Source organism: Paenibacillus sp. RC67 (assembly GCF_030020805.1).
Classification (GTDB): Bacteria; Bacillota; Bacilli; order Paenibacillales; family NBRC-103111; genus Paenibacillus_S.
On sequence record NZ_CP125098.1, the window covers coordinates 4063592 to 4088731 of the forward strand.

Annotated in this window: 20 protein-coding genes and 1 pseudogene; 6 read left to right on the forward strand and 15 right to left on the reverse strand. The window is 44.7% G+C overall.

Annotation, left to right across the window (positions count from 1 at the left end):
- Nucleotides 1-49 precede the first annotated feature (49 nt).
- Nucleotides 50-550: a YhcN/YlaJ family sporulation lipoprotein gene (locus QMA13_RS18595; protein ID WP_282935256.1), complete on the reverse strand. Its 501-nt coding sequence runs from the start codon at nucleotides 548-550 to the stop codon at nucleotides 50-52.
- 181 nt (nucleotides 551-731) lie between these two features.
- On the opposite strand from QMA13_RS18595, the gene xerS reads away from it, so the two are divergent.
- Entirely contained in the window at nucleotides 732-1817 is a 1086-nt protein-coding gene (gene xerS, locus QMA13_RS18600; RefSeq protein WP_282935257.1) for a tyrosine recombinase XerS, read from the forward strand.
- A 57-nt stretch (nucleotides 1818-1874) separates the two neighbouring features.
- Here the strand turns inward: xerS and mreB are convergent.
- A pseudogene (gene mreB / locus QMA13_RS18605) lies at nucleotides 1875-2956 on the reverse strand (rod shape-determining protein MreB).
- A 327-nt stretch (nucleotides 2957-3283) separates the two neighbouring features.
- On the opposite strand from mreB, the gene QMA13_RS18610 reads away from it, so the two are divergent.
- From QMA13_RS18610 to QMA13_RS18620, 3 genes are all read left to right on the forward strand, one after another.
- Nucleotides 3284-3622 (forward strand): hypothetical protein, encoded by a 339-nt coding sequence (locus tag QMA13_RS18610; RefSeq protein WP_282935258.1) that lies wholly within the window; start codon nucleotides 3284-3286, stop codon nucleotides 3620-3622.
- Nucleotides 3609-4076, forward strand: coding sequence for a type II toxin-antitoxin system VapC family toxin (locus tag QMA13_RS18615; protein ID WP_282935259.1), 468 nt, complete (start codon nucleotides 3609-3611; stop codon nucleotides 4074-4076). Before QMA13_RS18610 ends, QMA13_RS18615 begins: the two co-directional genes overlap by 14 nt.
- A 294-nt stretch (nucleotides 4077-4370) precedes the next feature.
- Complete coding sequence (locus QMA13_RS18620; protein WP_282935260.1) at nucleotides 4371-4787, forward strand: 2'-5' RNA ligase family protein; 417 nt, start codon at nucleotides 4371-4373, stop codon at nucleotides 4785-4787.
- A gap of 60 nt (nucleotides 4788-4847) precedes the next feature.
- On the opposite strand, the gene QMA13_RS18625 is transcribed toward QMA13_RS18620, so the two are convergent.
- The 6 genes from QMA13_RS18625 to QMA13_RS18650 form a co-directional block, all read right to left on the reverse strand.
- The gene (locus tag QMA13_RS18625) at nucleotides 4848-6920 is read right to left on the reverse strand and encodes an acyltransferase family protein (RefSeq protein ID WP_282935261.1); all 2073 of its coding nucleotides are present in this window, start codon (nucleotides 6918-6920) and stop codon (nucleotides 4848-4850) included.
- A 359-nt stretch (nucleotides 6921-7279) separates the two neighbouring features.
- On the reverse strand, nucleotides 7280-8950 hold the full coding sequence (locus QMA13_RS18630; protein ID WP_282943439.1) for an ABC transporter substrate-binding protein: 1671 nt from the start codon (nucleotides 8948-8950) through the stop codon (nucleotides 7280-7282).
- Between the two features lie 60 nt (nucleotides 8951-9010).
- Nucleotides 9011-9934, reverse strand: a complete 924-nt coding sequence (locus QMA13_RS18635) for a carbohydrate ABC transporter permease (protein WP_481857993.1) — start codon at nucleotides 9932-9934, stop codon at nucleotides 9011-9013.
- Nucleotides 9928-10845 (reverse strand): ABC transporter permease, encoded by a 918-nt coding sequence (locus tag QMA13_RS18640; RefSeq protein WP_481858232.1) that lies wholly within the window; start codon nucleotides 10843-10845, stop codon nucleotides 9928-9930. The genes QMA13_RS18635 and QMA13_RS18640 overlap by 7 nt, the downstream gene beginning before the upstream one ends.
- Nucleotides 10846-11092: 247 nt before the next feature.
- On the reverse strand, nucleotides 11093-13405 hold the full coding sequence (locus QMA13_RS18645; protein WP_282935264.1) for a helix-turn-helix domain-containing protein: 2313 nt from the start codon (nucleotides 13403-13405) through the stop codon (nucleotides 11093-11095).
- Between the two features lie 203 nt (nucleotides 13406-13608).
- A complete protein-coding gene (locus QMA13_RS18650) occupies nucleotides 13609-14178 on the reverse strand; it encodes an FAD-dependent oxidoreductase (protein WP_282935265.1) in 570 nt (189 codons plus the stop codon).
- Between the two features lie 181 nt (nucleotides 14179-14359).
- Between QMA13_RS18650 and QMA13_RS18655 the strand changes: the two genes are divergently transcribed.
- Nucleotides 14360-14845: a hypothetical protein gene (locus QMA13_RS18655; RefSeq protein ID WP_282935266.1), complete on the forward strand. Its 486-nt coding sequence runs from the start codon at nucleotides 14360-14362 to the stop codon at nucleotides 14843-14845.
- 140 nt (nucleotides 14846-14985) lie between these two features.
- Here QMA13_RS18655 and QMA13_RS18660 read toward each other — a convergent pair whose 3' ends face one another.
- From QMA13_RS18660 to QMA13_RS18690, 7 genes are all read right to left on the reverse strand, one after another.
- Nucleotides 14986-15987: a zinc-dependent alcohol dehydrogenase family protein gene (locus QMA13_RS18660; RefSeq protein WP_282935267.1), complete on the reverse strand. Its 1002-nt coding sequence runs from the start codon at nucleotides 15985-15987 to the stop codon at nucleotides 14986-14988.
- A gap of 92 nt (nucleotides 15988-16079) precedes the next feature.
- Nucleotides 16080-16346: a YciI family protein gene (locus QMA13_RS18665; RefSeq protein ID WP_282943440.1), complete on the reverse strand. Its 267-nt coding sequence runs from the start codon at nucleotides 16344-16346 to the stop codon at nucleotides 16080-16082.
- A gap of 95 nt (nucleotides 16347-16441) precedes the next feature.
- Complete coding sequence (locus QMA13_RS18670; RefSeq protein WP_282935268.1) at nucleotides 16442-17320, reverse strand: AraC family transcriptional regulator; 879 nt, start codon at nucleotides 17318-17320, stop codon at nucleotides 16442-16444.
- A gap of 399 nt (nucleotides 17321-17719) precedes the next feature.
- A complete protein-coding gene (locus QMA13_RS18675) occupies nucleotides 17720-19573 on the reverse strand; it encodes a family 8 glycosyl hydrolase (protein WP_282935269.1) in 1854 nt (617 codons plus the stop codon).
- A 248-nt stretch (nucleotides 19574-19821) separates the two neighbouring features.
- On the reverse strand, nucleotides 19822-21018 hold the full coding sequence (locus tag QMA13_RS18680) for an acyl-CoA dehydrogenase family protein (RefSeq protein ID WP_282935270.1): 1197 nt from the start codon (nucleotides 21016-21018) through the stop codon (nucleotides 19822-19824).
- A gap of 221 nt (nucleotides 21019-21239) precedes the next feature.
- Nucleotides 21240-22007 (reverse strand): metal-dependent hydrolase, encoded by a 768-nt coding sequence (locus QMA13_RS18685; protein ID WP_282935271.1) that lies wholly within the window; start codon nucleotides 22005-22007, stop codon nucleotides 21240-21242.
- A 205-nt stretch (nucleotides 22008-22212) separates the two neighbouring features.
- The gene (locus tag QMA13_RS18690; protein ID WP_282935272.1) at nucleotides 22213-23604 is read right to left on the reverse strand and encodes an MATE family efflux transporter; all 1392 of its coding nucleotides are present in this window, start codon (nucleotides 23602-23604) and stop codon (nucleotides 22213-22215) included.
- Between the two features lie 243 nt (nucleotides 23605-23847).
- Between QMA13_RS18690 and uraA the strand changes: the two genes are divergently transcribed.
- The gene (gene uraA, locus QMA13_RS18695) at nucleotides 23848-25116 is read left to right on the forward strand and encodes a uracil permease (RefSeq protein ID WP_282935273.1); all 1269 of its coding nucleotides are present in this window, start codon (nucleotides 23848-23850) and stop codon (nucleotides 25114-25116) included.
- Nucleotides 25117-25140: the final 24 nt, after the last annotated feature.

The window sequence follows — 25140 nt, forward strand, 5'->3', positions numbered from 1 at the left end:
GAATCACGAGGCTGCTGACCTCGCATTTCGGGCATTGCTTATCTATTCATTAATGAGCCGTAGGAAAAATTCGTTTCACCATCTCTGCAAACTCCTGCACAAATCCGCTGATCGGTCTGCCAGCTCCCACGTCCGCCACATAGTTGTTGACACGCTGAACGAAATCAGGGTTGGTCGAGACATATACATTTTGAATATTACTGTCAGTCGATTTTACTTGTTGTGCGATTTGTGCTTCCATATCCTGCGACAAATTGCCGCTGCGATCCTTCATAATGGCAGCTACATAGGCGTTGTGGCGGGATATAAGCACCGATGCGCTACTGACAAAAGGAAGCTGCGTAATTTTTTGTGCAGCCTGATTGGCAACCTCGATACGTTCTCCTGCAACTGTAGAAGGAGCTGGACTGGCTGCTTGTTGATGCACCATGTTATTCGTATGAGGCGCCGGCTGTGCCGCTGGACTCTTTTTGGTGCAGCCTGTTGCAGCACCTACAAGCAAGCACGCGGACAAAATATAGATCATTTTTTTTGAGTATCTGTTTGGCATAGGTCTGACCCCCTTTTAGATTATCAAAGGTTAGTATGGATTACTGGGCTTGGGTTCATTCATTGCCGATCACTTCATAGGACTACACTTCACTGTGGATCTGTTCTATACTAAGGGTCTGGGATGAAATGGTTTCTTTTTCTATTTCCATCATTACCTTACTTAATGGAGGTACGCTGACGTGAACATACTAAAGGTAAAAGATCGCCAAGAGCTGGATAAACGAGTACCTACCATGCCTTGGTATGTAGAAAAATTTATAAATTATAAGCTTCCAGATTTGTCTCCCTCCTCATTGCTGGAATATGTCAGGGATTACGAAACATTCTTCTCGTGGCTGCTGGCTGAAGGATTGGCTCAAGGGAGCTCTGTTAAGGAAGTGCCTATAGAAGCATTAGAAAAGCTTCACATGGAAAGTATCGATAATTTTCGTATGTTTCTTTCCACACGGACCGAGAATACGAACAGTAAAACCACGATCTCGCGCAAGCTCTCCTCCCTGCGCTCCTTATTTCATTATTTGAGTCAAATTGCCGAGGACGAGGAGTTTTATCCGCTCTTAAAGCGGAATGTCATGGCGAAGGTCGAGATCAAGCGCACCCACAAACCGAAGGATACAGCTGCCAAACTCGAAGGCAAATTGCTTCAGGAGGAAGAAATCCACGAATTTATTGCGTATGTTCACCGCGGCTATGAACAGGACGTTGCCAACAATAAACAGGCCCTTTACTCTTATCATCAAAATAAAGTAAGGGACGCCTGTATCGTCACTCTCATTCTAAATTCAGGTCTTCGTGTTTCCGAAGTGGTGAATTTGAATGTGGATGATATTGACCTTAAGAAAAAGCTGACGCACGTATACCGAAAAGGTAAAAATGACGATACCTTCAAAACTCCTGTGTACTTCCGACAGGAGGCAATGGACGACCTGACTGCTTACCTGGAGCTGCGCCAAACGCAGTATAAAGCACCCAAAAGAGAAAAAGCCCTCTTTCTTGCCATAGCCAACGGCAAAAAAGAAGGGGAACGCATGACCAAACGCGCAATTCAAGCGATGATCATCAAATATGCCAAATACTTTGGCAAGCCGTACTTGTCTGTACATAAGCTTCGCCATTCCTTCGCAACGGACTACTATTTGCGGAACGATCTGTACAAAACTCAGGAACAGCTAGGCCACGCCTCTCCAGAAACTACCCAAATCTACGCACACCTGACTGACAAAACAATGGCCGAAGCGATCGATTTTCGCAAAGCTCAAGATTGATGTGTCTGCAAGCATAAAAGAGCAGCAATCCCTAGTGGACTGCTGCTCTTTCGTCATTTATTCAGCTGCCTGCTGATTATTGTTTTCCTGTTCTTTGTAATTGGCATTCGATGCAGGCTTCCAACTGCTTTGGCTGCGTGCGCTTCGCGGAGTTCTGACATCGAATTCAAGCATCTTCCCGGCCCCCAATGCCGTACATTCCTGAGGCTGATCGGCGAGATGAATCGGAATACCCGTCTCCTTCTGTAGACGAGTGGCAAGTCCGCTTAGCAACGCCCCTCCTCCGCACAATATAATACCTTGCTCGATTACGTCACCGGCAAGCTCAGGCGGACAATCTTCTAATGTGGATCGAATCGTATCCACCATAGTAACAATAAAGCTGTCCAGTAGAGTATATATTTCCGTTGCCATTATCGTTACCGTCTTAGGCAAGCCTTCAATCAGGTCTCTGCCTCGAATATCCATTTGGATACTTGGGTCCGGTTTCTCAACGCTGCCTAGATTTATCTTAATTGCTTCGGCGGTTCGTTCACCTATTTCGAGATTGTACGTTTTCTTCACATATTCAATAATATCCCGATCAATAGATAATCCACCTCTGCGAGTTGTTCTGCTCGATACGATACCGCCAAGAGACAAGATAGCTACTTGTGCCGTACCTCCCCCGATATTGAGAATCATATTTCCCATCGGCTCGTCAACCGGAAGACCTGCACCTAATGCAGCTGCAAGCGGTTCTTCAATAGTGATGGCTCTGCTGGAACCTTTTTGAAGGACCGTTTCTTCCACGGCTCGTTTTTGAACACTGGTAATGCCGCAAGGAATAGAGATAAATACCTTCGATTTGCGAATCCATGAGCGGGCTTGAATTTTTTCATAAAATGCTGGAGCATTGCCGTTGACCAATCGAAGTTGGAAATAACCCCTTCCTGCAAAGGGTATATAATCTCAAGACTCCCTGGGGCGCGTCCAATCATAGCTTGCGCTTCTGCACCGAAAGCTTGTATTTCCCCGGTGGCGTGCCTTACTGCAATAACGGACGGCTCTTGAAGCACGATCCCTTTTCCATGCTGATAAATAATTGTATTCGATGTCCCCAAATCGATGCCGAATTGAAGCTCCAGTGCGTTAAACATTATGTATCCTCCGTTTCAAACAAGGTATAGAAGCGTAGGATTAGAAATCCCAACTATACTTTCTCCGGATATGCTGCTGAGGTTATCAAGCTTGATCGGTGTCATCATCCCCTGACTACCGCAGGCTCCGAGTGTTATACTCTTCGTCTTTCTTTTCGATCTTTCGGGGGTTTTTTTTAGGTATATATTTACAAGCCAACTTCCTCTTGTAGAAAATTGGCGAATCTTGCCTTCAGCCCTATTAAATTGTCGTCTCTCCTCGAACACTATAGGATGGCGACGAAAAATACATAAGCCGTAACCAACTTACAACGGAGGTGCAAGTCCATGGGCAATTCCAAAAGACTGCTGCAGCGCCGGCTGGAACAATGGAAAAGTGCGGCGACTCAGTTTATTGCCGGGCCTGAAGAAGCAGAAGAAGATGAATTATCCCTGGAGCTAGACCCGGTTCTTTTAGCAAAATGCCAACAAATGGCGGATACGCAGCAAGTCACCGTTAACGAAATTCTCAATCAGATCGTCGAGCAGTACTGGACCCTTAAAAGCAGCGAGCTTCTAGTTCCCATATCTAGAGAACAATTGGATCGTAATCCGCTTCTCTATTTGGATGCCTTGTCGGAGCGAAACATTAACCTTTATGGAGATACGAAATATGAGCAATCATGAGCAGACTCAACTTACTCAAGCTGTTTATCTAGATCAAACGGCTTTCATGTCCTTTATGAATCCTCAGGACCCTTACTATTCCAAAGCACGTACTTTGTTCTTGGATCTGGACGATATGGACAGAACACTTATTACAACAAACTATGTACTGTTCGACACTCATCAGTGGTTAAGAAACAATTACGGATTCCAGCAAGCTCAGTTTTTTCTCGAAACGGTAGAGCAAGCAGTACAAAAAGGAACCTTAACCATCATCTCCGGCTGTTCCGAATTCGAACAGGAGTCCAAGCGTCTGCTTGTCGATTGTCCAGATTTACAGATTTCTCTTAATGAAGCCATAACGGCTGTCGTCATGATCACTTACCAGATTAAACGCATTTTCACGTTCAATCCGAGCTACAGCTTTCTACCTAAGCTGGACTCTTCGATAAAAGTGATGCCCAGCGTCTGGTGATATCCGTATTCAAAAATCAAAAAGAGCCCATTTGCCATTATTACGGCATCTGGGCTTTTATCTTTGTAAAAACAATTTACGAGAACGTTACTTTACGTTAAAATAAAATGTAATTTTTATCCATAGAGGATGGAGGTGCTTCACCATGTTCACTCATTATGTTGAAGATGTATCCGGTTGGGAAAAGTGGCAGCAAAAATACCGTTACGGCGTGTTCTTGCTTCTTCCCTCCGAACCCCTTATGACACAGGCGAATGCAATTCGAGAACAATACGATAAGCTATCCGCAATGGCTTGCGATGCACACATCAGTCTCACAATCCCCTCCCCCAGCCCTTACTTTCGGTACATTGGAAGGAGCTAGAGGATATTGCAAGCCAATTCAAGTCCTTCTCCATTCTCTATGGCCCTTTAAAGAATTATTTACCGCACCCTGGCGTCTGTCTTGCTATTGAACCACAGGAACAGCTGGATAAGCTCCGCAGCTCGCTGGAATCCGCAACCGCGTTCGAAGGAGCAAAGAAACGAAAGTATCCTTTCTCCGCTCATTTAACTCTGGCTGAGTTCATAGATGTAGAGCGAACAAAAGAATTGATGATTGAGCTTAGCGACTCTATCCCTCAAGGCTATTTTGATTGCACCGCGGTTTCTTACGCCGTTCCGGATGAATCCTTTAGATTTATCGAGAGGGCGAGGTTAGTGCTAGGATAAGCTACAGAAAAATAACCTGCGTTCCAACTATAAAAGAAGGATGCAGGTTATTTAATGGTATTAATTTCGTTTCAGTGCTCCGGCTACTAATGAAGCATAATATTCAGAGCCTTCCGCTTCAAGATGCACTCCATCAGGTGCGAAGAAGCTGCTTTTCCCCTCGCTTGCGGTATACCAATCGATTAGAGTAACTTTTGAGTTGGAACGGGCAACCTCGGCAAGAACCGAATTCACTTCATCCTCCCACTTACGTGGAACTCTCGTGTTTACTACAATAATTTGCTTTGCTCCATCCAGTGAATCAAGCAGTGTTTCCAGCTGCTTTTTATTGAAGGGCCCATTCGTGCCAAGCTCTATGATGACGCGGTTTCCTAAAGTCCCCTCTTTTTTATGCTGGTCTAAAACGTCCGCAGCTTCGTTGAATTGCCGACCAATTTTACCATCCACTACAATTCCCGGTAAAAGCTTCTCCAAATAGGGCTGGATATCCAGCATAACTGAATCGCCGATAGCGGTTATGCCTTTTCCTGTTTTTACCGCAGCAATGGCCGGAGAACTAGGCTCTTCCTTAGCTGTTTGTTTGGAGGCTTGATTGTTATCCGTATTTTCTGCAGGCTGCTGATTAGCAATTTCTTCAGTAGGTTGCGTGGTTTCAGTAAGGTCTGCGGATCTATCCGGCTGTTGAGATGATGACTGTTCGTTATCATTATTTACTTTATTATTCTTACTTTCTTTGGTGTTTGAAGAAGAAACTGCTGAATCCGATTGGTTATCCGTACCCAATGGATTTGGCACTGGGGGCACATTGGTTTGTGCTCCACTAGAGGCAGTACTTCCATAAACGGCACTGACGACTGCTGTCTCTGGCGGTAAAATGGGATCCGTTCCCCCTCCTGCTTCAGAACCTGCCGTTGCATCCGTTACGCGTTGTAGCAATCCAACAAACAGAAAACCAATTAAGACCACCGCGCAGGCAAAAGGTGTCCAGCGCACCATTGACAGTCGTTGGCGCATGCGTCTGCTTATACTCGCCTGGGCTATCATTCGGTTCCACGAACCACGACGAATCGGTTCTTCCACATACCTCCATGATAAGGCGGCTAATACGAGCGTTGCTGTTATTTGAAGTGAAGCTCGAGCCAGATCAAATTTACCGCTGCTGGCCATTGGAGTACTCATCACTATGATTGGATAATGCCATAGATAAATTCCATAAGATCTTACACCGAACCATCGAAAAACCTTACTTCCCAACACTTTACCCATCAAACTAACTGGATGTGCGAGCACGGCTACGACCACTGCAGCCGCAAAAGACAGCAAAACAAATCCACCACGATATAGAAATTCATCATATTCATTCGTCTTCCATATCATGACACTGATGAGCAGTAAACCAGCCAAGCCCATGGAATCAAGTATGATCTGTGCCCGCACCGTCACTCGAGGCGTTAGTTTGCGGCTTTGCCACACCATCGCAAGTGCCGCTCCTATAAGGAGAGCGAACACCCTTGTATCGGTTCCATAGTACACTCTGCTTGGATCGGAACCTGGAACATATAACAGCACCATAGCAAGCGCGGAAATTACCGCTCCAAGAAGCGTCACACCAACTAAGGGGCCTCTTCTTGGCAAACAACGGATGGCAAATAACAGTAAGACAGGCCAAAGTAAGTAAAATTGTTCTTCAACGGCTAACGACCAAAGATGGCCTAGAGGAGATGGAGGGCCGAAGCTTTCAAAGTAAGAAACCTTATGATAGATGAGCCACCAGTTGCTTACATACAATAAACCTGCCGCTACTTCCTCTCTCAGTGCAAGAAGACGCGCTTTATCAAAGATCGCAAACCAGGCAACAACCACAACAAGCATCAGGAGCAATGCTGGAAGAAGCCTCCGAGCCCGCCTCATCCAAAAATCTTTTAAATCCACAGTGCCCTTGTTTCTCCATTGGGCTATGAGTTGATCCGTAATTAAGTAACCCGATAGAACAAAGAACACCCCAACTCCCAGGAGTCCACCCGGAGCCCACTTCAGATTCAGATGGTAGGCAATGACGGCAAATACCGCTATAGCTCGCAGTCCATCTAGACCTGCCATATATCTTCCCTGTCCAACAACCGGTTTAGGCACTATGAACGCCCCCTTCGGTTAAGGACATTAATTGCTTTGTTGCCATACATTTAATGGTGTTAATCCAATTATTCCGTATCTTTAACATAACGATTCGGCTCATCTGTCTTCTATCCTTTCGATCGCACATGGGGCGCAATTCATCTCAGCTGTACCTTTACTATACACAGTCGCGAAATGGAAAACGTTACGAAAGGATTACATCTTTTCCTTCACATTTTACAGACTCCGAATTTCAGGCTCATTTATCTTATTACGCTGTAGGAAAGGAATCAATTGGAACTTTTGTTCGCAGTTTTTACCAAATAAAATCGCCCTCAAATCACCGAAATTCAGCGCTTGAGGGCGATAGTGATCCATTATTTTTTCTTCTTAAAGTTAGCGTCGTACGCAGTTTGATAGATCTCCAGGTATCTTTTCAAATTCATATTATCCAGATTATTCACATAGGCATCCCAGTTCTTATCAATATCCGAATCACCGGTAATGAACCGAGCCATCATTTCCTTCGTGTGATCCAGAATCGTCTTCTCCAAATCCGCTAATTCCGATGCTTGGTCCGCGGTGAAGAATACAGGAGGCATGACCTTATCGATTGGCATTTGTTTCGGTTCCATCTTTGTCTTCGTTTCGTTATAAAGGATAACCTCTAGCGGCTGCTCTGGGTTAGCTACTTCTCCCAAACGGAAATCATTGGAGCGATAGTTCGGCCCCGTCTGGCTCCAGTTCACATTCTGCACTCCGCCCCATGGAGTCAGCTGCTTCCAGATGGCAGGCTTGCCGTTAATGCCAATCTCCCCTTTTTCCGCATAGCGCCATTCGACGCCCTCGCGTCCTGCATACCATCTTAACGTAGTATCTGGTGTATTATACAGGAAGTCGGCCAATCGGAACGCCGCATCGGGATTTTTGGCATTTTTGGTAATGACATATTGACCGTTCCCAACGACATAAGGATGATAGGCTGCATTTTGGAAACCACCAGGCCCTTTAAGTGGCGGTACTGCCACATAGGTCAACCATCTTCCGCTGCTGCCACCTAACGTCGTGAGCGACCCCATGTTATGTCCGGAGGACGCGCCTAGAATGACGGTATCAGGATTTTCGCCCAGCTTTTTCAGTTGGTTGTTATCCTGAGTCAAAGCTTGCGGATCAATTAACCCCTCGGCATACAGCTTATGAATGTATTTCAGCCCTTCCTTCCACTCGGGCTTATTATAAGGTACTGTCACTTTACCATTCTCCAGATACAGCTTTTTCTCACCGTGATCATAAATGAAGGCATTCATGAGAAAGGAGTCGAGCATCTGCGTCGAGTACAGGTTGCTGCTGGAAGCCTGGATCGATCCGGAGAGCGGGATTTCATCCACTTTTCCGTTGCCGTTCGGATCTTTTGTTTTGAATGCTTTCATTACTTCATAGAACTCATCTGTCGTAGTCGGCATTTGGAGGCCCAGCTTATCGAGCCAAGGCTTTTGAATCCACATTCTTTGCTGATACATACAGTGATAGCACTCGTTGACCTGAGGTAAAGCGTAGATTTTGCCATCTGGTGCCGTAATCAGATCCTTGTAAAATGCGTTTTCCTGAAACATCTTTTTCATTTCGACGCCGTACTTCTCGATCAAGTCATTCAGCGGGAGGAAAACGCCCTGACTTCCATAAATCATCATTTGGGTCGGAGATACGCCAAAGCCCATAATAACGTCCGGATAGTCGCCGCTGGAAAGAACCAGATTCAGCTTTTCGGTAGCCGATTTCTCAGGAGCAACTTCCCACTCGATATGTATATTCGTTTTTTGCTCGAGCCATTTCGTAAATTCATTGGTGGCAAAATCTTCGACGGACGAACTGCCTTTTACCAACACTTTTATCGTCGTTTTTTCATTAGTGATAGGAAATTGTCCTGCTGGAGTTACAGCAACCTGAGATGGCTTGGAAGTATCCGGCGTTGCGGCTTCATCCTTTCCTGAACAGGCACTTAATACAATTCCCATACTTAAAAGCAGCGAGAGCGTGATGAGCATCATTTTTCTCAAATTAACCCCTCCTAAGAGTTTTGCCTTTGGCAAAACTGGCGTCGTAAGCATCTACCCCTTCAACGAACCAATCATAATTCCTTTTACAAAATACTTTTGCACAAAAGGATACACGATCAACAACGGTACCGTAGCCACTACAATCAACGAGTATTTCAGCAGCTCCCTCAAGCCCTCCCGCTTCGCTTGCTCCGCAACATCGACGAGCATATTCATGTCCACATCGTTTTGAACAAGAATGTCTCTCAGAACAAGCTGCAATGGATACAAGCTTTGCTTCTTCAAATAAATCAAAGCGTTAAAATACGAATTCCAGTGGCCCACCGCATAGAACAATGCAATAACAGCAATGATGGGACCTGAGAGCGGCAGCACGATTTTCCAAACAAATTGAAAGTCTGTGCAGCCATCAAGCTGTGAAGCCTCCAACAATTCGTCAGGAATCGTCGTCTGAAAATAGGTTCTTGTTATGATCATATTCCAGACGCCCAATGCTCCCGGCAGAAGCATCGACCAAGTCGTATTAAGCAAGCCCAAATCCTTAACCAGCATATAGGTCGGAATCAAGCCTCCGGAGAACATCATGGTGAATACGAAGAGAAACATAAACACATTTTTGCCGTAAAAGTCCTTTCGCGACAATGGGTACGCAGCCAAGATGGTCATAACAACGTTAATCAGCGTTCCCGCAACGGTATAGTAAATCGAGTTCGTAAAACCGCTCCAGATCAGCTTGTGCTTGAATACGGCGTTATAGCCTTCCCAAGTCGGATTGACAGGCCATAGCCACACTTTACCCGATATGACGGCTTCCGAGCTGCTTATTGAAGCGCTTACAACATAAATTAACGGATAAAGGATCGTAATCAAAAATAACGACAAAATCGTATAATTGACAAAAGTGAATAATTGATCGCTTTTCGTTTCTTTGATCGTCGTATGTTCCAATGCATGCTCCCTTCCCCCGCTTACCATAAGCTAGCCTGTTTTGTTTTTTGGGCAATTTTATTAACCATGATAAGTAAAATCAGATTAATGACCGATTTAAACAACCCGATCGCAGTAGGATATGAGTAGTTCAGCGCCTGTGATGTCAACCCGACCTTGTACACATACGTGTCAATGACTTCTGACGTTCGAAGGTTGAGCGGGTTCTGCATAAGGAGCACTTTCTCAAAGCCAACATCCAGCATATGTCCTGTATTCATTATCAGCATAATGATGGCGATAGGCATTATCCCCGGGATATCGATGTGCCACATCCTCTGCATCTTGGTTGCGCCGTCCACGACTGCGGCTTCATGCAGCGAAGTGTCGATACTGGATAACGCGGCCAAATAGATAATGCAGCCAAAGCCTACACTTTGCCAAATGCCTGACCACACATAGATGGATTTGAAATATTCTGGAACTCCCATAAAATTAATCGGGTTGAGCCCTATTAACTTCATAATATTGTTGACGATCCCGTTTCTCGGTTCCAGCAGTTCCAGAATGATACCAACCATAACGACCACGGAAATAAAATGCGGTGCATAGGTTATCATTTGAACCGATTTTTTGAAAAACTGATTTTTGACGTAATTCAAGCTAAGTGCAAGAATGATGGGAAAAGGAAACCCGGCAACCAAGCTGTATAAGCTTAATACTATGGTGTTGCTCATCAGCCGCCAAAACTCATAGGAATTGAAAAAGCGTTCGAAATGCTTGAAGCCGACCCATTCGCTGTCCCAGACTCCTTTGGTTACAATAAAGTTTTTGAAAGCAATCTGTGCGCCATACATCGGAACATACTTAAAAATAATAATGTAAATCAGCGGGATTGCGATTAATGCATACAGTCTCCATACTTTACGTATTTTGGTTAATGGTATTCGGGTTTTCATCCTCACGCTAGCATCAGACTCCACTGTTGTTGCTTGTTTAAGTGCTTCCAATAGCCCACCTCTCTCGTCCTAGACTTCCCATGCTAACGTCAAGCTTTGCTTGAGCTCAGCCTTGCAGTGACCTTGCTTTAACATTAAAGGGTGTCGTCCAAGAGGTAAATGGGATTGTATTCGGCTTGATGTGCAGCCATTAAGAACGGCCCATGTGCATTATTCCATCTGATATGCATTTGTGTAGAATGCGCTTTCAAATCGCCTTTGAACTGCGAAATGCTGATGTACTGACACCATTTATTCGTTTAAATGCACGGCAAAAGGTGTTCGACGAGCTGTAGCCCACCCGCTCTGCAATTTCAAACACCGGTAAATCCGTTTCAGCCAGCAGCTCCTTGGCCAGCGTCATACGAAGATCCTCCAAATAATCCGAAAAGTTGATCCCCATTTGCTCTTTGAAAAATTGAGATAAATATCCTTTCGATATTCCCATTCGTTCCGCTACCGAATCTAGACATAGGTCCGGTTCAACGAAAGATTCATGAAGCATGGAAACGATATTTTCCAACAGCTGCACATTTTGACTCTTTTTATGTTCATTCACGAAGCTGCACACATGACCATACACCTTAGCGAGCGACATATAGTTTTTTTCTAGTCCCTCGTAAGAGGTCACCTCTGCGGATAATTGCTTCAGTCTGTCAACCAAGGGACCTTCGTTAAGAGAAACCTGTGGAAGCAGCTTGACTACCGTACCCACCATTTCGTTCATAAACAACTGAAGCATTGGTACCGATAGCCGTCTTTCCACAAAATTAATTTCATGCAGTTCACGCAGCACGATTTCCACAGCTGCAAGCTCACCTGCCAAAGCCAAATTGCTCAAGCGCATTTCCAAATCCGACGGATAAAAATAGCCGTTGTTCTCCTTAGGGATTTCGTCATACGAAGCAATAGCGTTCTGATTTCTCCATGTTAAAAAATGCAGCGTCTGTTTTGCTTCCTCAAAGGAACGCGACACATGCAGCAGCTGCTTATAAATGCCTCCGATGGCAAACCTCGTCACCACATTCGTCCTAGCTTGAATGATTTCACTTATCTCTGGGAGTGCTTCACCCAAATAAATCAATCCAGACTCCGCCTTATTACCTCCAAATGCAAATAAAAGCGCAATCTGATCTTCAGCTATATCATGCCAATAGATATTTACATGCAGCTCTTGACGAAGAATATCCTTAATCATCACTCGTTTTATATCGAGCTCCTCAAGCGAATTTGTATCGAATCCGCCCTCATAGCCCCGAAGTTGAACAATCCCCACAGCAAAATGACTTCCCTGTGTCTCGATACCGACATGCTGGAGCAGTATGGACGTATCTTTGGCAGACAAGAAGTCTCCCTTCAGCAATCTTTCGAATAATGCCGCTTGAAGGTATGGAGCATGCTTCTTCATTTTGTCCTGCAGCTCGTGATTGTTATCTATAAGCTTAGCTACGGACTCGCCTATAAATCGATACGCATCGGGCCCGCTATCCGGTTTCCCGTCCATCCGCTCCATAATAGTTTCCATAATGGATCTTAACGGCCGGCTGTTTCGGTAAGCAATCAGATAGGCTATCAGAAGGCCAAGTGCCAGAAAGATAAAAGCCATAGTAAAAATGATGTTTTTGATATACAACACTTTTTTCAAAACAATATGATTCGGTTGAGCGACTAAATAGGTCCAACCGTTATAGGAGGAAGTAGTGTAGGTAACGCGCATTTGTTGATGATCAATCTGCTCTAGCATACTCCCCTCCCTGCCTGTCAGCCTGGAACGCTGAATCCAGCTAATAGGGGCGTCCGATGCAGTAGAACTGATGATTTTACCACTGTTATCGATAATATAAGCCCACCCGCCGCCGGACAGATCCAATCCGCCCATCAGCTTCTGAACTTCCCTGTTATCTACCGTTATTACAACGGCTCCTTGAGGGTACCCTGGATACCCCAGAGAATGGATGTAGGTCAGGAGGGAATACACATTACCGTTCACAAGCACCTGCTGAGCGGGAAGCATTTTGCGTTGGTGGTACGTGCTTACGATCATGCTTTTCCAGCTGTTCGTATCCAGTCCTATGTAGCGAAATGTATTATAAAAATCAAACAGCTCGTACGTGGAGTTTTCCGTAAATACGAGCTCGCTATTTTTGTAAATAACAAAATAATTAAATATAAAGTTGTTAGTTAAACTGTAATTCTGAATCGCTTTGCGTGTATCCCAAATACGGTTAATGTTGGAGCCCTGAAACGGATCGTTAATATGCTGAAACTGCATGATTCTAGTATCGTTGACCAACTGGATGGCAATGGAAGAAAGTTCCGACATTCGGCGGTCCAATATATCTCTGCTTTGCTGAAGCACAGTCGTATTGCTAGCCGTAACTTCCTTCTCCATCTCATGAAGTGTCTTATTGTAGATAACCCCTCCGACCAACAGAGGCAGTAGAAGGAATAACAGATTAGGTACCAGCAGACGTATAAAAACTCTATGACTGCCAGCTCTAGTGCGTTTTAATCTCCACATTTCGAATCTCCTCCATGTCCGAGGCTTGACTCCATTGTAAAGTACTTTCTTCTGACCGACAACGAAAGATAACGTCGAAATTCGAGTGCATTTTTGTCGAAACTCATATCCAAGGCAATTAACATCGTTTACGAAATGCAAAAAAAGACTGTTCGCAAGTAGATAAGCTACTCTCGAACAGTCCTTGTGTCTATTTATTACTATTAAGAGCCTTTTTTCACTACGTCGTGATCGACATAACGCTCACCATTCAGCTCGCTGATGACATTAATCGCTACTTTGGCACCGTCCCCAGCGGTAACGATCGTATGTACGCTGACACCGGCAGCAGTACCTGCAGCCCAAATGCCTGGAATGGAGGTTTTCCCTTCAGGAGATGCATCGATCACTGTCTTGATTCTAGGTTCGGTTCCATCTTTGGTTTGCAGCCCAATTTGCTGTGCCAGGTCCAATAAGACACCCGTTGCCAGAATCACATGCTTGCCTTCATAACGATCGGTTTCCGTCTCGATTTGAAAGCCTTCGGCTGACTTGGATACATTGGATACCTTCGCTTGAACCAAATCAGCTCCGAACTTGACTGCTTGCTTCTGTCCGATATCGACGAGCTCAGCACCTGTAATCTCCATCACACCGTAGTGATTTTCCAACCAGGCACGCTTAGTCATGCTTTGATCACTATCAATTAATAGCGTTTTCTTGCCGGACTTTGCTGCGAACAATGCAGCGCTGCCACCTGCGGGACCTGCTCCGATAATAACGATATCATACATACTCGATACTCTCCCTTCGTGTTATCAATTGATGATGTAAGGTACTTGTCCATCTCTTATTATGCTACACAAGTTGGAATGGAATGTCAAAACAGAGTGCCATTCCTCCCTTTAAATCCCAACGAGAATATGCTAAATTAATGACAATCTACCCCATTTTATAAAGAGGAGATCGAATTCGATGAACCGGAATCAATGGCAGCAGTTAGAGAACGGGATATCTGAAGAAGAACTTGCATCATGGAAAACATCCATAGACGAGGGCGGCTATTCCGCTTTTCACATGTTATTGGAGGGTTTCAAGAACACGCTTAAAAAATTGCAGGAGTACGAAAAGGAGTCCATTTACGCATGGATCACCAAAGCTCGGGAAATGTTTCCTAGTCCAGAGCAGTTCAGTCCGTCTTGGTCTGATATTTGGGATGAATTGCAGCAAATGGCTGAGATCAAAACAAAACTGCTGCAAACGGTTTCTCCTGAGGAACGTGACGGAGAGTGGCAGCTGATTCTGGACAATCCCCATTCAATTCAAGAGGTTGTATGCCACCCAGGGCTGACGTTTGATGAAGCCTCTTATTTGTACAGTTATTTCCGTCCAGGTTTACAAAAAAATGAGTACATACGTTTGCAAAAAATTCAAAGCATGGTGATGGAAGTTGGCTCTTAGCTTCTCTTAAACGCATTATAATCATAAAAAAGCGCACTCTCTCGACATCATCCGTGAAGACCTTAATGGAATTCAACACGAGATGTCGAAGGAGATGCGCTTTTTATCGAGTCCTGCGCTTCCCCGGGAAATGACAGCTCCTAAGGGAAATAATTAGAGCTTGTCAGTAAGGTCTTACCAGATTTCCCATAAGCGGTTGCGGCTGATACAGCCTCTAAGACTCCACTTAGATCAAATCTTGAACCTGGGCTATCCAGGTGTAATTGCCCCTGTTGGATAAGCTCCATAATGTTTAGGAAAGGCTCATGCCATTCTTGGACTGATGCACGTTCCACCCAATGACGCAACCAGTACATTACCGGGTTTACTCCGGTTTGCTTAGCAACATGCGTCCAATTGACCGGTATCCCGGATAATAGTCCGATACTCACTACGGTGCCTCCGATACATATACATTGCGCCAGCACTTCTGCTGCGGAACCACCTATAGAGTCAATCCCGACACTCGCCCCCCTTCCCTTCGTTATCTCCATGACAGCCTTATGCAGATGGGTCTCAGAAGTATTAATGACATGGGCCGCACCCAGAAGCAGCAGCTCCTCCGTATGTAAATGGTTACGAGTTACGGCAATAACTTGATAACCAAACACTTTGGATAATTGAGTGAAGATTCGGCCTATAGATGATCCACAAGCATTGATCAGAACGTAATCCCCTCTCTCGGCTGCAAGGAATTGTTTGCATACCAGCCAAGCGGTAATGGGATTGATATACAGCTGGGATGCTGTATCGTTAGGTATGGCTTCAGGTACACAAACAGCCAGCTCCGCAGGTACTCGAACATATTCCTGCCAGGTGCCTTCTCCTCGCAACGCTAGAACACGCTTCCCCAGTATGGATGAGGATACATTCGGTCCAACCTCTGTTACGATGCCGACACCTTCATATCCTGGAACCATAGGCAATGCAATACGATGAGCATAAGCACCACTTATGGGAATCAAGTCAGATGGGTTAATTGGGCGAGCGGCCATTTGGACCAGAAGCTCTCCTGGCCCGGGCCGCTCTACTTCTTTATACTGAACTTGCAGCACGTCCACTGGATTTCCGAATCGAGTGCAATTAATATATCGGGCAAGCATGTTGTTCCTTCTCCTTCCAGTGACATCCAAACAACACAAGCCGACTTCTCTGCGTACAGAAAAATCGGCCGTTTGTTAGGATTCATTAAGCTTTAGTCAGCAAGCACCATGTCCCACTCATGAATTTCATAGCCTCTGGCTTTATTTACAACATAGGGATCCTTCAAGGCAAATCCCTCTACGGTCTCGAATGACTCCGCTTTGTAAATGACCATCCCACCCGCACCATCAACAAAACGTCCATTAGCGAAGATGTGTCCCTCATTCCGCATTTCCGACAAATACTCGAGATGCTGCGCTCGATACGTTTGACTCTTTTCTTCATCAAGCATTGGTAAGAATACAACAAAGTGCTTCATCATTCCAGCTTCCTCTCACAATTCTTATAATGACTGCTCACTGCTCATCCATCCATTATAAGACAATCCGTGGGGAATATCTAATTGTCTGCTTATCATTGTCCTGCTGCCGCATGGTCGGCCTCCAGCCAAACATCCGATCTTAAGGAATACACCGCTTTTTTACGGAATTGAGATGGTGAGATCCCTTTCTTTTGATGAAACAATCGCGAGAAATAGGACGTTGTCCAGCCCAGCTTTTCGCTAATTTCAGTTACAGTCCAATCGGTATCTTCCAAGTATTCCATCGCTTTTTCCAATCGCTTCTCTTGCAAATACTGCATCGGGCTCATGCCGATATGGTCATTGCATATTTTAATAATATAATGCGGATGAAATCCAAAATGATTAGCTATTTTTATCAAAGAAAGCTTATCCGATAAATGCTCATTAATATAGGCCGCAATAGGAAAATCCGAATAAGTTCCTACTTTTGATCTTGAGGTGTCGTTTTCTTGCACGGTTCGCAGCCGGCTTTTTTGCAATAATGAAAGCAGGGTTCCTTTGAAGCCGGAGTCGATCCGGTACAAGGCAAGAGGCTCAGGCATTTTGCTGTACTCCATCGAGAGCTGAAACCACTGCTTCAAATCCGCCAAATCATCGCTGCTGCAAGATCCATAGGTTGGGTAGTCGGTAATGGCATGAGCTAAGCCTTCATCATATAGTTTGAATTTATAATCTACTGCAGTAGATTCTTCTTTGAAGTAAAAAGCATGCTTGGATTGCGGAGGAATTAAGTAAAAAAAACGTCCTTCCACAGGATAATACTGATCGTTCAATTGCATATCACCGCTTCCTTTATGAACGACGACCAACTGATGGTAATGTTCGTGCACATGGAGTGAGATTCTTTGCTGTTCCGAATAATCATTTCGAGCAATCTGCAGCATCTTTAACTGTGCATCTCTCAATAATTGTTTCGATTCGGTGGTCATCTTCATGTCTCCTTCTACCCGTCTGGTCTGATTTGTTCGATGACTAGAGTGCAACTTGAACTTTGAAAAGGGTTACAAAAATCAATATATGTCGGTTTCTTAAACTTAATGATAGGACGACTGGTCGTATTTGGAAATTGGGAAACTTACTGTCATGTTATGCTTTCTTATGGTTATGAGCTTAAAAAAAGACATCTGTCCTGAAGCACAAATGTCTGGATTAAACCTATTTAGTTACATTTGAGCGGAGGTGCCCCGTCTTTCTCCTTCACTTTGCCTTCCTGCCGCCGCGGACTTCACCTCTACACAGCTCCGGATCTAGGCACCAACCATTGTCCAGAAATGTATTTATAAAAAAACACCGACCCTGGATGAACAAGGCCGATGGCTTATCGTTTCTTAAGGCGTCGTTATATTGACATCATCAATGTACATTGTTCCCGTACCTGTTGAATGAGTAATCAGCTCGACGTTGTCGATCGCCGTTACGCTATTGCGGAAGGTACCGCCTGTCACAACGGAAGTGCCATTCACATAAACATTAGCTTTATTCGTAGATACGTCCGCCTCTACTTTGATAGTCAGCCATGTATTCGGAGAATAATTGGCAACGGTAGACATCGTTCCGTCCCCATTCCGATAACGAAGCGTTCCGTCCGAATTCGATTGAATCGTAGTGCCGATCGTAGACCCCTGCTTTAAATGTACATACAGATTATTTACGGCGGCAGGCAGCATGACTTTATATTCTAAGGTCACTTTACCGGTTTGAGATGCAAAGCTCTTACTCGCTTTTACGGCATTGGTCGTATCGGTGTCATTGAGCTTGATGCTTTTGTTGGAAGCACTTGGCAGCTCCGCAATCGTCACATCGCCGCTAGTCGTATATCCGGTCGGAGCCGATCCAGTAGTCATACTGTTGAAGTTATCGCTCACGAGAGTTGTAGAAGTCGATGGAGGAGTCGATGTGGAATCGGGTGCCCACCAGTTACCTGAAACAGTAATCATAACAAGAAGCCGGATGCTGTTTTCATAATAACCAATGCTGGATGTTGATGTACTTGCCATTTTTGTCCATAGGCTATTCAACCAGGCTTGATTGCTTGAATTGATCATAGCGCTAACAGCAAAAGGAGCTACGAAAGCCATTGAATTTTCTGTTTCGCCAGAGATAACAGTGCCGTCCAGATTATATCCTGAAATAATATTGTTCGGATTTGAGGAGGTTTTGGTTTTCACCCAGTTATTTAACGTTGTTAATTGTCCTAAAGCTCGGTTATCCCCTGTCAGTAAATAATCGATCGGTATACGCCAAGGTGTGCGGCAGGAGTTGTAATAGTACTTGCCGTCACTTGGATCCTCCAAGTATTTGGATGGAGCTGGAACGTAGCTGCCGGAGCTGTAAACTGCAAAATCCGGCATAAGTCCTGTATTCGGGCTTTTATTGGTATATAAGCTGTTGATGATAGAATAGGACTTGCTTGTAACATTCGCCCAATTCGCATCCGACGTCGCAGTTTGGAATGCCTTGAGATGGCTCATCATATAGTCGGATAAACGAGTACCTTTACCATACGTGGTATCGCTGTTATCTGCCCAATCGCCCATTTTCAACAGCCACTCGCTGGAATTAATGTCTTTGGCCATAATGGCATTAATGAGACTTTTCGCTTGATTCAGGTAATTGATAGTGCCGCTGCTTCCCCATTGTTTATCAGCCAATAGCAGGGAGTAAGCAATATCCATGTCTCCATCCGTTGCAGAGTCATTCCCTCCATCCGGGTTGTCGACAATATTGCCGCTGCTGTTCTTAATTTGCTGCCATGCCATTAAATTGCTGTTGTTTACACTAGGATGAGCTTTATAGAACTTGTATAATCCGTCATAATAGGTTTTGGCATTCGTATCGTACCCTGCCATCAGGACTGTGGCCAGCATCCCGTACCCGTGGCCTTCTGAGGATGACACAGCTGTTGCCGGATCTGCCTCCCCTTCAAGATTATAGAAAACATAGTATTGGTCTGTCGCTTTCGGATTTTGCTTCAAGTATCTAGCTTTCCATTCGTCGTAGATCCTCTTAACATCGTTATCCAGTTGAGTTTGAGTCACATTATTAGGCTTTATCGTTCCGGTGTAATACGTTGTATGCTGAGGAAACGGTTTCAGCTCTCCAGCAGCAGAAGCGGTAAATGCTTGAAACGGAAGTACAGCAGAAATCATGAGTATTGCTCCAAGAAGGCGGCCTTTTTTCATTAGATCATCTCCTTTATTGTGGTTGTGTTTGGATTGCTGTAATCCAAAGCATGAATCTTCGATTCGTTAACTTAGCTCATCTCCTTTAACAAGTAAACTTGTCTTGGCCTTGACAATCAAAGTATAAGGAATCGAACCGCTGTCCACAATGAAGGAAACTCAACAGATTTTGCTTAAAATTCACTTTATTACCATATTTTATATTTATTTTATTTAATATGATTAATAATTATCTATATTAATAACCTTCAACTTTCTGTTCCTTCCCACTCCACCAATGCCCTCCGTGCCGCATTTTTCAGAACGATATCGTCCATTGGCGGATTGTGCAAGCCTGCCCGAACATCCCGATACATGCGTTCCAAAGGAAGTGACCGAGACAAGCTGGCTCCGCCAACAATTCTCATCGCTTTATCTACAATTTGCAGGGCGCTATTCGTAGCTACATATTTGACGATGCCAAAATCCGGCTTCAAAGCACTTCTCTTATCCGGCTGTTCATCCCACCGTGCTGCTACGGAATACATCAAGGTTCTAGCCGTTGTCAATTCCACCTCCATCCCTCCGATGAGCTGTTGAATATGAGGAAGATCTGCAATTGGACCAGGCAAGCTGTTAGGGCGATATCGACTTGCATACTCAACAGCATAGTCGCGTGCTGCATAAGCAATACCTAAGTAGCAGGCAGGAATATGAAGCATCCAGCCTCCTCCGTCGTCTTGTTTCGGATATTTGCGATCTTCATCCACTCGGGAGATAAAAGCGTTATCCGGTACAAAAGCGCGACTCAGCACGAGATCGTGACTTCCTGTTGCACGCATTCCAAGTGTATCCCACGTTTCATCAATGGTAATTTGCTGCGATTTAGTAACTAAGAATTCTCCGTTCCGCTCTTCGTTTGCAATAGAAGCCGATACCACAAAGTGGTTCAGAATAGGACTCAGCGTACTGTAGGTTTTGGTGCCTGTTAGCAGCCAACCCCCTTCAACCTTCTCCGCAACGGTTTGTGGCTTTCCGCCCCTGCTCGGGCTGCCCGTAGCTTTTTCGCTGGCAAAGCTGTTGATCATAGATCCACGTTCTACCACTTCATTACAAAACCATTCGAATAAAGCTTCTGGCCAAGGCCTAGCAATTCGATAATGTAGCATATGACCCATATGCCAGCCAACAGCCAGCGCCGTAGAACCATCACCTCTTGCCAACCGTTCCTGCAGCAGGACCAGTTCATAAAGTCCGATTTCCTCACCGCCATACTCCTTGGGCACAGGGAGCTTTAAATAGCCGGATTGTTTCAGTTCATTAAAGTTATCGAATGGAAAAGACCCTTCTTCATCATGCTTGGCTGCCCTAAGGGCAAACTGAGCAGCGAGTGTATCGGCTAATGCGGCTAGCTCGGTTTCGCGTTCATTACGTATAAAGGGATCTACTATTGTCTTTTTAGGCATACTCTCACTCTCCACTTTGGAAAATAATTGAAGACTTATTGTTCATTATACAGAAAATACTTCGGCCAAACAGCTGATACGGATGAGATTTCTTTAGAAAATATCATTTCCCGCTTCAGTTAAATTTGCATAAAAAAACAGATCGTTCGTTACTAAACCGATAGGTAGTATACGACGATCTGTTTCTGTTTTCATTTTAAGATTTGAAGCATTTAACAGGATTATCCAATAATTGCAGTTTTGACTTGCTCCCATAAACCTAATCCAGTGTGTCCCATGGGCACGATAAAAGCATTCCATATCAGAACAAAAGTAATCGTGATACAGATACTCTCGATAATAAATCCACTGAATTTCCCCGTGCTCATAAGCGGGATAACCAGCTTAAATTTCAAAGGTGGAAACGGATGAATGCCTTGCTTTGTAAGTACATCACAGATTAGATGCAGCGAATACGATATGGCGCCTGCCATCCATAAGTTGATATTAAGCATGATCGATGCATAATACAACAGTCCACCCCAGATGAGGATGCCATAAATGGAATGCGTCATCCCCCTATGTGGAAGCACTGCACAAACCATTAACATCGCTCCGACCGTCCCCCACCAAGGACCAGCTGATGCTCCCAGATAAAGCAATAGCCCTCCAAGTAAAACCATGAGCAATTGGCGAAATGCCCGCTGGTTAACCAGGCACATAATAATTATCAAGGCTCCGGCCACATAGCTGTATGGCGTATAAAACGATTGAAGGTAGGCATATATGATAAATCCAGCACCTACGATCGCAAACAACCATCTCAATTTTGTAAGCAGCGACTTGGGCATCGTTTTTTGCAGCAGCATGCTGTTTGGCTCATCGATATCAGGGAGCAGCGAACTAACAAGAGCAACAGCACTAACCGGCAAGGAAACTCCTTGACCGGTCATTTGCAATATAGACAATGTCACCCCTGTGCCGACAACCAAATGGGTTCTTCCCGTCATAACCTAATTGAACTCCTTCTCATTTCCATGAAGTATTCAGCAAAGATGCCTTACTATATTATACCATAAACCATGACTGCATGCGAACAAATGTGCGGTATCTATTCTAAATAAAAGAAGCCCTTGCGGCGAAGGACTTCAGTCTGACGACAAACCTATGAAAATTCAGAGTGTATCTGAGACTCCGGTGGGTATCCCCTTACGGTTAACGAGCTGCTTGAGTCTGTTTCCCGTTCAGCATTTGGGATTGCTTCCAATTGCCCCATACATAGTAGCAAATGGAAAGAACAATTCCGATTGTAAATCCTATTGGGAAGCTCCACCAAATGGCATCCAAGCCGTATTTAGCACTTAAGAAGTACGACAGAGGAATCCGAATACACCATAATGCCAGGAAGGTAGTCAACAACGGCACCATAACCGCTCCCGTTGCACGTACGACGCCTGAAACAACGAAGGTAATACCGAATAAAATAAATCCCCACAATGTGATTAAGTTAATGCGCATACCGATCTCAAGAGCAGCAGGGTCATTCAAAAAGAGTCCTAACGCCTGCTTATTAAACAAGTAAATAACTCCGACCAATACGCCTGTCATAATAAAATTGATCAAGATCCCCATCATCGTCGTTTTATGGACGCGATCCCATTTACCTGCTCCCACATTTTGTGCGGCCAAGGTCGAAACCGCCCCACCAATAGCCATGGCAGGCATTTGAACATAGCTTGAGAGCTGCATGGCCGCGCCGAAAGCTGCTGTAGCAACGGACCCATAACCATTAACCAGATTAATGACGGCAATTGCGCTAGTCGATACGATTAACATTTGCAGACCCATCGGTACGCCTTTTTTAATAAGCGCCCCGATAATTTGTCTGTCGAATCTCAAATAAGGCAGATCCTCGCGAGTAATTCTGAGGTAATGCTTCTTACGGTATAAGAACACGATAAGACAGGCCAAGCTGACAAACTGTGCTATAACGGTAGCTACTGCCGATCCGGAAATACCGAGTGCCGGTACAGGTCCCCACCCGAATATGAACAAGGGATTCAGCACAATATCCAGAAACGTTGAGATTAACAGGAAGTAAAACGGCGTTTTAGCGTCTCCAGCTCCCCGCATGATCATCATAATAAAGTTATATCCATACATAAATGGCAATCCGATAAAAATAATTCGCAAATACGAAGTAGCAAAATCCATTGCATCATGCGGTGTATTCATCCCACGTAATATCATGGGGGAAAAAACCAGTCCGATGACCGTAATGGCTAAAGCCAGCACCAGAAAGAACAGTGCGCTTGTTCCGACTACTTTCTTCGCTTGTGTCTCGTCCTGTGCTCCGACGCTTTGTCCGATCAGGATCGTTGATGCCATGCCAATACCAAATACGAGACTCAGCAAAAAAAACATAATATTGTTTGCGTTGGATGTGGCCGCGAAGGCGCTCTCACCCAAATAATTACCGACCCAGATGGCATTGATCGTCCCGTTAAGCGATTGCAGCACATTCCCCATCAAGAGGGGCATTGCAAACAAAATAAGCTTTTTACCAATATGTCCTTCCGTTAGTGATGCATCCATTTGATAGGCCATCTTCTCACTCTCCCAGCGCAAAGGGCAGCCGCGGCTGCCCTCAACTTCTTTTACACACAAATAATTTACCAGTAAAATTAATTATATCCAAACGAACACCTTACGTAAAGTCCATGTACTTTGGAGTGATATGACATGAAATGTGACAAATATTTTAAAAAAGCGATTCCAAACGACACTTTCTTCTGATACTATAATGAAAGTGTTTTTTTCTGAGATTTTATTAAAACGAGGAGTGTAACCATGCTGCAACGCGAAATTCAAGTCAACGAACGTCCGCCGCTGCTTCAAAGCATCCCGCTAAGCTTACAGCATCTGTTTGCGATGTTCGGATCTACGGTCCTTGTGCCCGTACTTTTTAAGGTGGATCCAGCCACTATCCTGCTGATGAACGGGTTAGGAACTCTGCTCTATCTGTTTCTCTGTAAAGGACGCATCCCTGCATTTCTTGGGTCAAGCTTCGCCTTTTTATCACCCGTCTTCGTCGTTCTGGCAACCCAATCCTACGGCGCGGCGCTCGGAGGCTTTATCGTTTCCGGTTTCGTCTTTATCCTGGTTTCCTTATTAATCAAATTCATCGGTACACGTTGGCTCGACGTCGTCTTTCCTCCTGCAGCCATGGGAGCCATAGTCGCGGTTATCGGTCTGGAACTGGTTCCGACTGCTGCTGAAATGGCTGGCTATATTAAGCCTGCTGATGCGGCGGCTAACTGGAGCTTCGATCCCAATGCGATTCTTATTGCTACGGTCACACTTCTTATTACGATTATAGGTAATGTGATGTTTCGTGGCTTTCTCAAAATCATCCCTATTCTTGTCGGTATCATATGTGGTTATGTAGTCGCTTATTTCCTTGACTATGTAAATTTCGATGCAGTAATCAAGGCACCTATGTTCTCTCTGCCTACTTATTACAAACCAGAGTTCAGCAGCAGCGCAATTGCTATTATTGTTCCAGCGGCTCTTGTCGTCATCGCTGAACATATTGGACATCTTATTGTAACAAGCAATATTGTCGGTAAAGACTTATCCAAAGATCCAGGTTTATTCCGATCGTTACTAGGTAACGGAATCTCAACGGTCATTTCTGGCTTTGCGGGCTCCACTCCTAATACGACTTACGGCGAAAATATCGGTGTCATGGCGCTAACTCGGGTGTATTCCACATGGATTATCGGAGGAGCCGCGATCTTCGCTATCGTGCTCTCGTTCTTCGGGAAATTAGCAGCACTAATTACGACGATTCCCACTCCAGTTATGGGTGGCGTATCCCTGCTCTTGTTCGGCGTAATAGCCGCTTCCGGTATAAGAATGCTCGTTGAAACCAAAGTCGATTATTCCAAAGCAACTAACTTGATTCTTACCACAGTTGTATTGGTTATCGGAATCAGCGGCACGACCGTTACAATCGGAGGATTTTCCTTAAAAGGGATGGCGCTCGCCACTATCATTGCGATTGTGCTCAGCATATTCTTCAAACTGATTGAAACTTTAAAGATATCTAACGAATAAATCCAAAAAAAGACATGCCTCCCT

Bases quoted from the DNA above. Each gene is read 5' to 3' on its own strand.
- QMA13_RS18595 (WP_282935256.1), bottom strand. From the start codon at position 550: ATGCCAAACAGATACTCAAAAAAAATGATCTATATTTTGTCCGCGTGC.
- QMA13_RS18610 (WP_282935258.1), top strand. From the start codon at position 3,284: ATGGGCAATTCCAAAAGACTGCTGCAGCGCCGGCTGGAACAATGGAAA.
- QMA13_RS18615 (WP_282935259.1), top strand. From the start codon at position 3,609: ATGAGCAATCATGAGCAGACTCAACTTACTCAAGCTGTTTATCTAGAT.
- QMA13_RS18630 (WP_282943439.1), bottom strand. From the start codon at position 8,950: ATGATGCTCATCACGCTCTCGCTGCTTTTAAGTATGGGAATTGTATTA.
- QMA13_RS18635 (WP_481857993.1), bottom strand. From the start codon at position 9,934: ATGGTAAGCGGGGGAAGGGAGCATGCATTGGAACATACGACGATCAAA.
- QMA13_RS18640 (WP_481858232.1), bottom strand. From the start codon at position 10,845: ATGAAAACCCGAATACCATTAACCAAAATACGTAAAGTATGGAGACTG.
- QMA13_RS18645 (WP_282935264.1), bottom strand. From the start codon at position 13,405: ATGTGGAGATTAAAACGCACTAGAGCTGGCAGTCATAGAGTTTTTATA.
- QMA13_RS18650 (WP_282935265.1), bottom strand. From the start codon at position 14,178: ATGTATGATATCGTTATTATCGGAGCAGGTCCCGCAGGTGGCAGCGCT.
- QMA13_RS18655 (WP_282935266.1), top strand. From the start codon at position 14,360: ATGAACCGGAATCAATGGCAGCAGTTAGAGAACGGGATATCTGAAGAA.
- QMA13_RS18660 (WP_282935267.1), bottom strand. From the start codon at position 15,987: ATGCTTGCCCGATATATTAATTGCACTCGATTCGGAAATCCAGTGGAC.
- QMA13_RS18665 (WP_282943440.1), bottom strand. From the start codon at position 16,346: ATGAAGCACTTTGTTGTATTCTTACCAATGCTTGATGAAGAAAAGAGT.
- QMA13_RS18670 (WP_282935268.1), bottom strand. From the start codon at position 17,320: ATGACCACCGAATCGAAACAATTATTGAGAGATGCACAGTTAAAGATG.
- QMA13_RS18675 (WP_282935269.1), bottom strand. From the start codon at position 19,573: ATGAAAAAAGGCCGCCTTCTTGGAGCAATACTCATGATTTCTGCTGTA.
- QMA13_RS18680 (WP_282935270.1), bottom strand. From the start codon at position 21,018: ATGCCTAAAAAGACAATAGTAGATCCCTTTATACGTAATGAACGCGAA.
- QMA13_RS18685 (WP_282935271.1), bottom strand. From the start codon at position 22,007: ATGACGGGAAGAACCCATTTGGTTGTCGGCACAGGGGTGACATTGTCT.
- QMA13_RS18690 (WP_282935272.1), bottom strand. From the start codon at position 23,604: ATGGCCTATCAAATGGATGCATCACTAACGGAAGGACATATTGGTAAA.
- uraA (WP_282935273.1), top strand. From the start codon at position 23,848: ATGCTGCAACGCGAAATTCAAGTCAACGAACGTCCGCCGCTGCTTCAA.